The organism is Micromonospora sp. NPDC057141, from assembly GCF_042670805.1.
GTDB lineage: Bacteria > Actinomycetota > Actinomycetes > Mycobacteriales > Micromonosporaceae > Micromonospora.
Genome location: NZ_JBHUVA010000125.1, coordinates 1 through 11,597, shown reverse-complemented (window position 1 = coordinate 11,597; position 11,597 = coordinate 1). Strand labels below are relative to the sequence as shown.

Below are 11,597 nucleotides of genomic sequence, written 5' to 3'. Positions count from 1 at the left end.
GCCCGGATCGACCGGCCCGGTGCCGCGCCCCGGTCAGCAGGCCGGCACGCTTCCGCCGTACACGGCGGAGACGTACGCGTAGCTGATGTACTGCCCGGCGGCGAGACGCTGCCACCGGTTCGTGGTGCGGAAGGTGCCGCTGACGGTCTGGCCCGTGACGTGGCACTGGACGGGCACGTTGGCGTACCGGGCGGCGAGGCCGCGGACGGCGTACCCCGTGCCGGGGCCGGAACGGACGTTGAGCGGCCCGTCGCCGACGACGGCGCGTACCCCGGCGCCGGTCCACAGGTAGGCCACGTCGACCCAGGCGTTGGTGGTGAGCTGGAGGCCGTCCCAGAAGGTGCCGTCGGCGAGGTCGACGCCGGCCGGGTTGAGCACGGTACGGCCGAACTGGTCCCGCCCGCCGTTGTAGCCGTACTGGTACGCCGCCTGTGCCTCGGGCAGCCCCTGCGGCAGGTCCTTCCAGTTCTCGCGGACGGCGCTCAGGTTCCAGTAGTCGTCCCGGGTGTTCCACGGTCCCACGTCCCAGACCGGCGCGTACTCGCACCGGCTGCCGCTGGTGGTGCAGACCCGGACGGTGTAGTCGCCGGTGTTCGGCGGGGCGAGGGAGCGCCGCGAGGGCAACGCCGCGAAGTGGTCCCGGGGCTGGACGACGTGCCCGTTGGCGGTGGTCTCGCCGACCAGGCCGATCCGGGTGGCGAAGACCCGGTAGGCGAGCCCCGGTGTGGCGGCGGCGACGGCGAGCCGGTCGGCGGCGAGCCGGATGCCGCGTACCGCCGGGGTGGCGGCGGGGGTGCGGGCGGTGAGCTGCACCCGGGCCTGGACCCGGGTGACCGGCCGGTCGAAGACGGCGGCCGGGACTGCCGGCCGCCACTCGGTCCAGCCGGCGGTCCCCCGGCCGCGCACCTGGACCTCGACCGCGCCGCCCGGGTCGGTCTCCGCGAGGATCTCGGCGCGGACCCGGGTGGCGGGACTGTCCAGGTCGTGCGCCCGGCTGAGGTACGTGCCCTCGGCGAGCGCGGGATGCCGGTCGAGTGCCGCCGAGGTGACGGCCCGTGGTGCCCGGTCGGCGAGCCGGAGCCGGCCGCCGGTGAAGCGGACGTTCACGTCGTCGGCGTCGACGGCCGAGAGGTCGGGGGTCCACCGCTGCGCCCCCGAACCGACCGGGTCGCCCGGGGTGGAAGCCGAGGATGCGGCCACGGTCCGGGCCACCGGTGCCGGCGCGGGGGCGACGGGAGGCGCGGGGGCGACGGGAGACACAAGGACGACGGTCAGGGCGGCGAGGGCACCGGTGAGGACGGTCGGACGGACAGCATTTCGGGCATGCTCCATGCATTTCTCCTCAGAACTCCTTGATAGTGCAGCAAGCAGACATTAATGGGAATAGCAGCACAAATAGCGATACATGCGAATTCTGCTCAGGGGAGGGGCAACGGCGGCACGTCCGAAGGCGGCGCGGACCGGGACCCAGCCGAGGCGGTCCGCCGGACCGACGCCGAGGCGGTCCGCCGGCTCGCCGCCGCACCGACCAGGACAGGGCCCGAGCCGCCCACTTCTGCGCCCCGACCTGCACCGACACCCCGTCCCAGCGTCCGGGACGTCCGCAGATAGGGACGATTGGGCAGTTCCGCACCGACCCTCCGACGTCGCATGCTGCGGTTGCGTGCTCACCGACCGTCAACGGGTGCGCGCGGCCGTCCCGAGGGGGTGGCGGTCGCCGCACCACGATCCGGGGAGAGCCATGGTGCTGTTCCGCAAGCTGCGCTCCAACTTCGTCGACCGGCCCGCACGTACCGGCGCGGAGCCGGGACCGACCGTGCCGGCGGCCCGGGCCGCCGAGGCGACCGACGCCGACCAGGTCGACGCCGACGCGACCGGTCCCGCCCCGGCCAGCCTCGACCCGGCCGCCGTCCCGCGCTGCTTCGGGCCGGTGCCCAACTTCGCCGCCAGCCCGCTGCCGGTGCCGGAGTCGGAGCCGGAGCCGGACGGGCGCGGCGGGGTCGTCCCCGGCACGGGCCTGCGCAAGTTCGTCGACGCGCTGCCCCGCCCCGGCGAGGCCGGCCGCACCGAGCTGGGCGGGTGGCTGCCGGTCGCGGTGCCGGACACCATCACCTGGCCGGGCTGCGACTACTACGAGATCGGCCTCCAGGAGTACGCGCAGCGCCTGCACCGCGACCTGCCCGCCACCCGGCTGCGCGGCTACCGGCAGCTCAACCTCGGCACCGACGGCAACGGGCACAACACGGTGGCCCCGCCCGACCGGCCGTACCTGTGCGGGCCGGTGATCGTGGCCCGGCGCGGCCGGCCCGTGCGGATCAAGTTCATCAACCAGCTGCCCACCGGCCGGGCCGGCGAGCTGTTCCTGCCCGTCGACGCGACGCTCGACGGGGCCGGGGCGGGCCCGCTGGACGGGCCGGCGCCCTACCCGCAGAACCGGGCGGTGCCGCACCTGTACGGCGGGCAGACCGGCTGGATCAGCGCCGGCAACCCGTGGCAGTGGGTGACGCCGGCCGGGGAGATCACCCCGTACCCGACGGGGGTGGGGTTGACCCACGTGCCGGACATGCCGCCGCCCGGCCCGGGGGCGACCACGCTCTACTACCCGAACGAGCAGAGCGGCCGGCTGATGTGGCTGCACGACAACACCCTCGGCCTGTCCCGGCTCACCGTCTGCTCGGGGCAACTCGCCGTCTACCTGCTCACCGACGAGGCCGAGGAGGGCCTCGTCGCCGACGGGGTGCTCCCCGCCGAGCAGCTCCCGCTGGTGATCACCGACCGCACGTTCGTGCCGGACGACACGCAGCTCGCCGGCCAGGACCCGACGTGGGACCGGGACCGCTGGGGGGCCCGGGGCAGCCTCTGGCATCCGCACGTCTACCAGCCCCGGCAGCACCCGTCCCGGTCGTCGGGGACGAACCCGACCGGCCGCTGGGACTACGGCCCGTGGGCGCGCCCCGCGCCCGAGGAGCCCACGGCCGGGCCGGTGCCGAACCCGCACCACGATCCCGTCGCCGACCCCGACGAACCGCCGCTGGCCCCGGGCGTGCCGCACCCGTCGGCGGTGCCCGAGGCGTACGGGGACACGCCGCTGGTCAACGGCGTCGCGTACCCGTACCTGACGGTCGCGCCGAAGGCGTACCGGTTCCGGATCCTCAACGCCTGCGCGGACCGCGCCCTCAACCTCCAGCTCTACCGGGCCCGCTCCGACGGCCCGATGTGGGGCGCGGACGGCGGGCTGCTCGACGCCGACGCGGGCGAGGTGCCGATGGTGGAGGCCGCCCACGCGCCCGGCCGCCCGCCGCACTGGCCGGTCGACGGGCGCGACGGCGGGGTGCCCGACCCGGCCGCCGCCGGGCCGGTGCTGATCCAGGTCGGCAACGAGTGCGGCCTGCTCCCGGCCCCGGCGGTGCTGCCGAACCAGCCGGTCGGCTACCGGTACGACCGGCAGGACCCGACCGTGCTCAACGTCGACGGGCACACCCTGCTGCTCGCCCCCGGGGAGCGGGCCGACGTGGTCGTCGACTTCTCGGCCGTCCCGCCCGGGTCCACCCTGATCCTCTACAACGACTGCCCGGCCCCGCTGCCCCGCCTCGACCCCCGCAACGACCACCACACGGGCGCCCCGGACCGCACCGCCGTCGGCGGCGTCCAAGGCACGATGCCCGGGTACGGGCCGAACACCCGCACCCTGCTCCAGTTCCGGGTGGCCGGCGAGCCGGCCGAGCCGTACGACGTCGACCGGCTGGCCGAGCGGCTGCCCGGCGCGTACGCGGCCAGCCAGCGCCCGCCGATCGTGCCCCAGCCGGCGTACGACCCCGCGTTCGGCACCCGGACGGCCCGGGAGACGGTCGTCACGGGGCACGCCATCGCGGTCAGCTTCACCCCGGCCGGGTCGCCCGCGCCGGTGACTCTGCCGCTGACGGTGAAGGCGGTGCAGCACGTATTCGAGCCGGCGTACGGACGGATGGCCGGCCGGCTCGGCGTGGCCCACCCGCACGCCGGGCCGCTTGGTCCGGCCACCCTGCCGCTCGGGCCGGTCGACCCGGCCACCGAGACGCTGGTGATCGCCGACCCGACGGTGCCGGTCGGCGCGCCCGCCGACGGCAGCCAGCTCTGGCGGATCGTCGGCAACACCCCGCAGACCCACCCGGTGCACGTGGGCGGCTGCGACGTGCAGCTGGTCAACCGGGTCGGCTGGGACGGCGCGATCCGCCCGCCCGAGCCCAACGAGCTGGGCTGGAAGGAGACGGTGCGGGTCAACCCCCGCGAGGACGTGATCGTCGCGCTGCGGCCGGTCGCCCCCGCCCTGCCGTTCAAGATCGGCGACAGCGTACGACTGCTCGACCCGACCCGCCCGGCCGGTGCCCGGATCGGCTCCACGGCGGTCAGCCCCGTCGACGGGCGGCCGGCGACGGTGGTCAACCAGCTGGTCAACATGGGGTGGGAGTATCGCTGGCACAGCCAGCTCGCCGGCCACCGCGACCAGGGCATGAGCCGCCCGCTGGTGCTGCGGGTCGCCCCGCTGGCCCCGACCGGGCTGACCGCCACGCCAGTGCCCGGCTCGGCGACCGTCCTGCCGGCGATCGCGCTGACCTGGACCGGCAACGGCGGCCGGCCCCCGGCCAGCAGCCACCTGCTCCAGCGGGCCACCGACACCGCGTTCACCGAGGGGGTCACCGCGATCACCGTGGCCGCCGCCGCGACCCGGTACACCGACGCGACCGTCACCCCCGGGGTCACCTACCACTACCGGCTCCGGGCGGAGAACGAGGTGAGCTGCTCCGCCTGGTCCAACGGCGTACCGGCGTCGGTGCGCCTCGCCGCGCCCGCCGGGCTGGCCGCGGCGATCCCGCCGGCCGCCCCGCTGCGGGTGGCGCTGCGCTGGGCGAACCGTTCCTTCGCCACCGGTGTCGACGTGCAGCGGGCCACCAACCCGACGTTCACCAGCGGCCCGGCCACCACGGCGGTCGGGGTGCAGGAGCAGCACGTGGACGCCGTCGTGGCCCCGGAGACCACGTACTACTACCGGGTGCGCACCACGTACCTGGGGGTCGCGTCGCCGTGGTCGACGGTCGCCGCCGTCACCAGCCCGCCACGGCCGGCCCCGCCGACCGGGCTGGCCGCCGTCGCGAGCGCCCCCGGGCCGGACACCGCGACGGTGACACTGACCTGGGCGGCGGGCCAGCAGGTCGGGCCGGGGGCCGGGTTCCTGGTGCAACGGGCGGTCGACCCGGCGTTCGAGCGGGAGGTGGCCGCGTTCACCGTGCACGGGCGGGGGTTCGTCAACACCGGCCTGGCCCGGGGCGTGACCTACCACTACCGGGTGCGGGCCGGCAACGTCGTCGGCAGCTCGCCGTTCACCCCGGCGGTCGCCGTGACCACCCCCGACTGAATCAGTGGGTGGGGGTGCGCAGCGGGTCGCCGACGGTGCGCAGGGGCTCGCCGACGGTGCGCAGCTCGGCCAGCGCCGACGCCACCCCGTGCAGCAGGTCCGTCGCCTCGGCGAGCCGGGACGCGGCGGCCTGCTCCCCGGCGGCCCGGCCGCCGAGGTGACCGGCGTCGGAGCGGGCGTCCTCCGCCAGGTAGCCTGCGGCGGCCACCACCAGCCGCTCGTACGCCGCCACCCCGCTCTCCAGCTGGGCGGACAGCTCGCGGTGGGCGTCGGCGAGTGGGGCGCGGGCGTCGGCGGGGGCGAGCCGCAGGGCCCGCTCGACGCTGGCCACCCGCCCGGCCAGCTCGCGCAGCGACCGGTCGGCGGCGGCGGCCTCGGACACCGCCGGCTCGGCCAGCCCGGTCAGCCGGCCGGCCATCCCGCCGAGGGTGAGCGCGGCCCGGTCCAGCCGGGCCCACGGCTGCGCCACGCTGGTGCCGCGCAGGGCCAGCCGGGACCGGGCGCGGCGCACCTCCGCCAGCACCCCCTGCCCGGCGGGGAGCCGCTCGACGGCGGCGACGAGCCGGGCCCGGGACCGGGCGGCGGCCTCGGCCGGGTCGAGGGCCGGAGGCGCGGGGCGCGCCGCGAGGGCACGCAGGTCGATCCACCGCCAGGCGGCGAGGGCCACCGCGCTGCCGGCGGCACCGGCCCAGGCCGCGTCGGGCAGACCCAGCCCGGCGTACGGGATCAGCACGGCCGCCGCCCCGGTCAGCCCGCCGCCCAGCACGCTCCACCGGCGGGCGGACCGCCGCAGCCTGCGCAGCTGGCGGAAGTATCGCGCTCGCTCGTCTGCCACCCGTGCCTCCTCGTTCCGACGTCGGGTCGGGCGGTGTCGGGCCGCCCGGCCGGCGGTGGCTGGTGCGCCGCTCAGCCGGCGGCGCTGGTGTCCCCGGTGCCGCGCTCCTGGCCCATGCTGGCCCGGAGCTGGTCGAGCCGGGCTGCGGCGGCCGGGTCGACGGCCGGGGCTGCGGCCTGCCCCTGCTGCTGCCCCACGGCCGGGCGGTCCTGCCGGCCGGCGAGCTGCTCGCCGGCCATGCTGGCCCGGATCTGCTCCAGCCGGGACGAGCCGGCCGAGTCCAGGGACGCCTTCTGGATCTCCAGCATCCGTCCCTCGACGGAGTTGCCGGCCAGCTCGGCGCGGCCCATCGCGGTGGCGTAGCGCTGCTCGATGCGGTCCCGGACCGCATCCAGCGACGGGGTGCTGCCGGAGGCGGTGAGCGACGACATCGACTCCAGCGACTGGGCCACGCTCTCCTGCATCTTGGCCTGTTCGAGCTGGCTGAGCAGCTTGGTGCGCTCGGCCAGCTTCTGCTGGAGGATCATCGAGTTGTTCTCCACCGCCCGGCGGGCCTGCGCGGCGGCGCCGAGCGCCTGGTCGTGCAGGGTCTTCAGGTCCTCGGTGGCCTGCTCGGCGGAGACGAGCTGGGTGGCGAGCACCTGGGCGGTCTGCTCGTACTTGCCGGCCTCCGCCTCGTCGCCCCGGGCCCGGGCCTGGTCGGCGAGAACAAGGGCCTGCCGGGCGTTGCCCTGGAGCCGCTCGACCTCGGTCATCTGGCGGGACAGCTTCATCTCCAGCTGCCGCTGGTTGCCGATCACCGCCGCCGCCTGCTGCACCAGCGCCTGGTGCTGGCGCTGCGCCTCCTCGATCGCCTGCTGGATCTGCACCTTGGGGTCGGCGTGCTCGTCGATCCGGGCACCGAAGAGCGCCATCAGGTATTTCCAGCCCTTGACGAACGGGTTCGCCATCTCCGCGGTATCCCCTCAGTAGAGTCGCGCCGCCCCGGCCGGGCCGGGCGTCCGGCCGGCGTTCGTGCGGCGGTGACCCCCATCGTCCCAGCCGGGCGCCAGCCCGGCATCCGTACGTCACCGGCGGCACGCCGCCGTCTGATCAACAGTACGCGGCGCGGGAAACCCCGACCACGTCCTCGTCTGTGAGCGGCGCGGTTCCCGGCGTCGGGGGGCAGTGCGGTCGGGGGCGGGCGGGCGGGATCAGGCGGCGCAGACGACGTCGCGGTCGCGCTCGGCGGGGCGCACCCGGGTGCGCAGGGTCGCCTTCAGCGGCGAATCCTGGTGCACCGCCACGGCCACCGGGCCGCCGGAGGTGACCTGCCGGACCCCCCGGCCGGTCGACTTGCGCACCGAGGCGCGGGCCACCGGGGACGACTCGACCGGCTGGGCCGGCTCGTCCTGCACCGGCACCAGCACCCCGGGGAGCTGCTCGGCGAGCGCCACCGTGTCGCTGACCTCACGCAGCAGCTCGGACAGGCGGGCGCCGAGAGCGTCGCAGATGGCGGCCAGCAGCTCGCTGGAGGGCTCCTTCTGGCCGCGCTCGATCTCGGACAGGTAGCCCAGGCTGACGTTGGCCGCGGAGGAGACCTCGCGCAGGGTGCGGTGCTGCCCCTGCCGGCGCGCCCGCAGTGCGTCACCGATCACCCGGCGTAGCAGGACCATCGCACCTCCCTGACGGGTCTCACCCTCTTCACTGGCGCCGCGTCGGCGCGGCGGACCGCCCCGGCGTCGACGCCACGCGTCGGAGCCTTCCCGCAACCGTACCCGCTGCGGGCCCCGGTGACATCCCACCCCGCCCGTCCATCTGGCCGAGGGGGGTCAGCGGCAGGCCGTCCCGGCGGGCGCGACGTCGCCGTCGCCGGCCCCCGGCACACCCGGCCCGGGGCCCGGGTCGGCCGCGTCGATCCGCTCGGCGAGCAGCCGCAGCGCCTCGATCACGGCGGCGGACCGGATGTGGTCGCGGCCCCCGTCGAGGTCGAGCTGACGGACCTCGGTGCCGGCCGGCCCGGCGGCCGCGACGTAGACCAGCCCGACCGGTTTGCCATCCTGCGGCTGCGGCCCGGCCACGCCGGTGGTCGCCAGCCCCCAGTCGGCGCCACAGCGCCGCCGGCCGCCCTCGGCCAGGGCTCGGGCCACGTCCGGGTCCACCGGGCCGCGCTCGGCCAGCAGCTCCTCCGGTACGCCCGCCAGCGCCGACTTCAGCTCGGTGGCATAGACGACCAGGCCGCCCCGGTAGACGACGCTGACCCCGGCGATCTCCACCACCGAGGCGGCGAGCAGGCCGCCGGTGAGCGACTCGACGGTGGCCAGCGTCTCGTGCCGGTCGGCGAGGCGGTGCACCACCCCGGCCGCCGGGCTGCCCACCGGCCGGTGCCCGTTCGCGTCAGTTCCCATGGAAACGTCCTTTTCCCCGCGCCGGCCGGTCTACGCATCCTCGCGCGAAGGGCGGCGCAGGCGCAGCGCCTGGGCCACGTAGTCGAAGCCGGTGACCACCGTGACGCCGACCGCGGCGGCCATCAGCCACGGGCCGACGGCGGCGAGCCCGGCCGGCATGGGCCACAGGTACCAGGTGATGGCCAGGATCTGGAGCGCAGTCTTGATCTTGCCGCCCCGGCTGGCCGCGATGACGCCGTGCCGGATCACCCAGAACCGTAGCGCCGTGATGCCCAACTCCCGGACCAGGATCACCGCGGTCACCCACCAGGGCAGCAGGGCGTACCAGGACAGCAGCAGCAGGGCGGCACCGGTGAGCGCCTTGTCGGCGATCGGGTCGGCCACCTTGCCGACCGAGGTGACCAGGCCGAACCGGCGGGCGATCCAGCCGTCCACCAGGTCGGTGACCGACGCGACGGCGAAGATCAGGCAGGCCACGATCCGCCAGCCGGCGTGGGTCGTCCCGGAGGCGACCACCGAGACCGCGAAGACCGGCACCAGCACCAGCCGAAGCAGGGTCAGCGCGTTGGCCGCGTTGAGCACCGGCACCCGGGCGACCACCGGCGCCGGCGTCGACTCCGCCGCCGGCGTCACCGGCACGCCCCGCTCGGGCCGGGGCGTTCCTGGCACCGCACCACGTGGCTCCCCCGCGTTCCCAGGGCCCGCCGTCACCGTGCCACGCCGGGCGCCGCCGAGATCATCTCATCCGGCACGGCGACCAGATCCACCCCTTCGGTGGCGGTCACCGTCGCGCGCACGAGGTCGCCGGGGCGCAACGCCGCCAGGTCCACGCCGCCGTCGGCCGGGGCGACCAGGGTGGTGGAGCCGTCCACCTCGGGGGCCTGGTGCGCCGCCCGGCCCTCCACGATGCCGTCGTCGACCGAGTCGACCAGCACCTCGACAGTGGAGCCGAGCCGCTCCTCGGCCCGCTGCGAGCACAACTCGTCGGCGAGGGCGCCGAGCCGGTCGTACCGGCGCTTGATCGTCGCGGCGGAGACCTTGCCGGGCAGGCCGGCGGCCTCGGTGCCGTCCTCGTCGCTGTAGTCGAACATGCCGATCGCGTCGAGCCGGGCCGCGGTGAGGAACCGGACCAGCTCCTCGACGTCGCCCCGGGTCTCGCCGGGGAAACCGACGATGAAGTTGCTCCGCGCGCCGGCCTGCGGGGCCAGTGCGCGGACGGCGGACAGCAGCTCCAGGAACCGGTCGGTGGAGCCGAAGCGGCGCATCCGGCGCAGCACCGGCTCGCTGGAGTGCTGGAACGACAGGTCGAAGTACGGCGCGACGCCGGGTGTGGTGGCGATCGCCTCGACCAGGCCGGGGCGGGTCTCGGCGGGCTGGAGGTAGCTCGCCCGGACCCGGACGATCCCGTCGATCGCGGCGAGCTGCGGCAGCAGCTTCTCCAGCGCCCGGGGGTCGCCCAGGTCCTTGCCGTACGACGTCGAGTTCTCGCTGACCAGCACCAGCTCCCGCACGCCCGTCTTGGCCAGCCACTCCGCCTCGGCGAGCAGCTCGTCCGGCGTACGCGAGACGAACGCGCCGCGGAAGGCGGGGATGGCGCAGAACGCGCAGCGGCGGTCGCAACCGCTGGCCAGCTTGAGCGACGCGACCGGGCCGGTGTCGAGCCGACGCCGCAGCACCTGCCGCAGGTGGGCCGGGGTGTGCTCGTCGGTGGCCACGGCGGCCCGGGCAGTGCCGTGGCCGGGCAGCGACACGGCGCTGTCACGCCGGGCGACCGGGGTCAGCGGGAGCAGTTCCCGGCGGTCGCGCGGGGTGTGCGCGTCGAGCGCCTCGCCGGCGACGACGGCGTCGAGCCGGGCGGCGATGTCGGGGTAGTCGTCGAAGCTCAGCACCGCCTGCGCCTCGGGCAGGCTCTCGGCGAGCTCCCGGCCGTACCGCTCGGCCATGCAGCCGGCGGCGACCACCTTCGCGCCGGTGTCGGCGGCGGCGAGCAGCGTCTGGATCGAGTCCTGCTTGGCCTTCTCCACGAAGCCGCAGGTGTTGACGACCACCACGTCGGCCCCCTCGCCGTCTGTGGTGACCTGCCAACCGTCGGCGTGCAGCCGAGCGGCCAGCTCCTCCGAGTCGACCTCGTTACGGGCGCAGCCCAGGGTCAGCAGTGCGACCCGGCGGCCGGCGGATTGCGGGGAGGGGGAGGTGGCAGACACCATCCGAGGGTACCGGGGGCGGTGCTACGGTCGCTGCGCGGAGGTGGCGTCGGATGGCCTGGATCGTGCTGGTGGTGTCCGGGCTGCTGGAGACGGTGTGGGCGGTCGCCCTCGACCGCAGCGCCGGCCTCACCCGTCCCCTGCCGTCGGCCGTGTTCGCGGTTTCCCTGGTGCTGAGCATGGCCGGCCTGGCGTACGCGCTGCGCGAGATCCCGGTCGGCACCGGTTACGCGGTCTGGGTGGGCATCGGCGCGGTCGGCACGGCGCTGGTCGGCATGCTGGCGCTGCACGAGTCGGCGAGCCTGCCCCGGATCGTCTGCCTGCTGCTGGTCGTCACCGGGGTGGTCGGCCTCAAGGTCTTCCACTGACCGGCGTCTTCCACTGACCGGCGGCACGTGCGCGCCGCGCCGGATCGGCCCGGGTGCGTAGTTTCCGGCCCCGGTGGGTAGTGATCCGGTCGACGGAAGAACGAGGCTCACCACGGAGGACGTCATGGCCGACACGCACGCCACCACCCGCCCCCGCACCAACGCCGCCCGGATCTGCACGATCGTCGCGTTCGTCTTCGCCGCCCTCGCGGTCTTCGTCTCGCCGCTGATCTTCGGCCTGCTCGGCGTGATCCTCGGCGTCGTCGGCGCGGTGCTGGGCGACAAGCCGCTCGGCTGGTACGCCGCCGCCGCCAGCGTGGCCGGCGCCGTGCTCGGCATGATCATCAACGCGGTGATCCTGAACGCCTGAGCCGCCGGCTCGGAGCAGCTGGCCCTCGCGCCGTACCTGAT

Annotated in this window: 10 protein-coding genes; 3 read left to right on the top strand and 7 right to left on the bottom strand. The window is 75.7% G+C overall.

The annotated features are described in order from the left end of the window. Positions 1–33: 33 nt before the first annotated feature. A complete protein-coding gene (locus ACFT41_RS31100) occupies positions 34–1,332 on the bottom strand; it encodes a hypothetical protein (protein ID WP_377589973.1) in 1,299 nt (432 codons plus the stop codon). Positions 1,333–1,741: 409 nt separating this feature from the next. Between ACFT41_RS31100 and ACFT41_RS31095 the strand changes: the two genes are divergently transcribed. Then, positions 1,742–5,392 carry a multicopper oxidase domain-containing protein gene (locus ACFT41_RS31095; RefSeq protein WP_377589972.1) on the top strand — a complete coding sequence of 1,217 codons (3,651 nt, stop codon included), beginning with the start codon at positions 1,742–1,744 and terminating at the stop codon, positions 5,390–5,392. Position 5,393: 1 nt separating this feature from the next. On the opposite strand, the gene ACFT41_RS31090 is transcribed toward ACFT41_RS31095, so the two are convergent. From ACFT41_RS31090 to rimO, 6 genes are all read right to left on the bottom strand, one after another. Then, complete coding sequence (locus ACFT41_RS31090; protein WP_377589971.1) at positions 5,394–6,227, bottom strand: hypothetical protein; 834 nt, start codon at positions 6,225–6,227, stop codon at positions 5,394–5,396. 71 nt (positions 6,228–6,298) lie between these two features. Beyond that, the gene (locus ACFT41_RS31085) at positions 6,299–7,177 is read right to left on the bottom strand and encodes a PspA/IM30 family protein (protein ID WP_377589970.1); all 879 of its coding nucleotides are present in this window, start codon (positions 7,175–7,177) and stop codon (positions 6,299–6,301) included. Positions 7,178–7,420: 243 nt separating this feature from the next. Then, positions 7,421–7,882, bottom strand: coding sequence for a helix-turn-helix domain-containing protein (locus ACFT41_RS31080; protein WP_377589969.1), 462 nt, complete (start codon positions 7,880–7,882; stop codon positions 7,421–7,423). Positions 7,883–8,038: 156 nt separating this feature from the next. Then, positions 8,039–8,614: a CinA family protein gene (locus tag ACFT41_RS31075; protein WP_377589968.1), complete on the bottom strand. Its 576-nt coding sequence runs from the start codon at positions 8,612–8,614 to the stop codon at positions 8,039–8,041. 30 nt (positions 8,615–8,644) lie between these two features. After that, complete coding sequence (pgsA, locus tag ACFT41_RS31070) at positions 8,645–9,247, bottom strand: CDP-diacylglycerol--glycerol-3-phosphate 3-phosphatidyltransferase (protein ID WP_377614083.1); 603 nt, start codon at positions 9,245–9,247, stop codon at positions 8,645–8,647. Positions 9,248–9,321: 74 nt separating this feature from the next. Beyond that, positions 9,322–10,821 (bottom strand): 30S ribosomal protein S12 methylthiotransferase RimO, encoded by a 1,500-nt coding sequence (rimO, locus tag ACFT41_RS31065; RefSeq protein WP_377590498.1) that lies wholly within the window; start codon positions 10,819–10,821, stop codon positions 9,322–9,324. Positions 10,822–10,871: 50 nt separating this feature from the next. Here rimO and ACFT41_RS31060 point away from each other — a divergent pair, with 50 nt between their 5' ends. Both ACFT41_RS31060 and ACFT41_RS31055 read left to right on the top strand, forming a co-directional pair. After that, entirely contained in the window at positions 10,872–11,186 is a 315-nt protein-coding gene (locus ACFT41_RS31060; RefSeq protein ID WP_377590496.1) for a DMT family transporter, read from the top strand. Positions 11,187–11,310: 124 nt separating this feature from the next. Then, positions 11,311–11,556, top strand: coding sequence for a hypothetical protein (locus ACFT41_RS31055; RefSeq protein ID WP_377590494.1), 246 nt, complete (start codon positions 11,311–11,313; stop codon positions 11,554–11,556). Positions 11,557–11,597: the final 41 nt, after the last annotated feature.

Excerpts from the sequence above, each read along its gene's own strand:
- ACFT41_RS31095 (WP_377589972.1), top strand. The coding sequence starts at position 1,742 with ATGGTGCTGTTCCGCAAGCTGCGCTCCAACTTCGTCGACCGGCCCGCA.
- ACFT41_RS31100 (WP_377589973.1), bottom strand. The coding sequence starts at position 1,332 with ATGGAGCATGCCCGAAATGCTGTCCGTCCGACCGTCCTCACCGGTGCC.
- ACFT41_RS31055 (WP_377590494.1), top strand. The coding sequence starts at position 11,311 with ATGGCCGACACGCACGCCACCACCCGCCCCCGCACCAACGCCGCCCGG.
- ACFT41_RS31085 (WP_377589970.1), bottom strand. The coding sequence starts at position 7,177 with ATGGCGAACCCGTTCGTCAAGGGCTGGAAATACCTGATGGCGCTCTTC.
- ACFT41_RS31060 (WP_377590496.1), top strand. The coding sequence starts at position 10,872 with ATGGCCTGGATCGTGCTGGTGGTGTCCGGGCTGCTGGAGACGGTGTGG.
- rimO (WP_377590498.1), bottom strand. The coding sequence starts at position 10,821 with ATGGTGTCTGCCACCTCCCCCTCCCCGCAATCCGCCGGCCGCCGGGTC.
- ACFT41_RS31080 (WP_377589969.1), bottom strand. The coding sequence starts at position 7,882 with ATGGTCCTGCTACGCCGGGTGATCGGTGACGCACTGCGGGCGCGCCGG.
- ACFT41_RS31075 (WP_377589968.1), bottom strand. The coding sequence starts at position 8,614 with ATGGGAACTGACGCGAACGGGCACCGGCCGGTGGGCAGCCCGGCGGCC.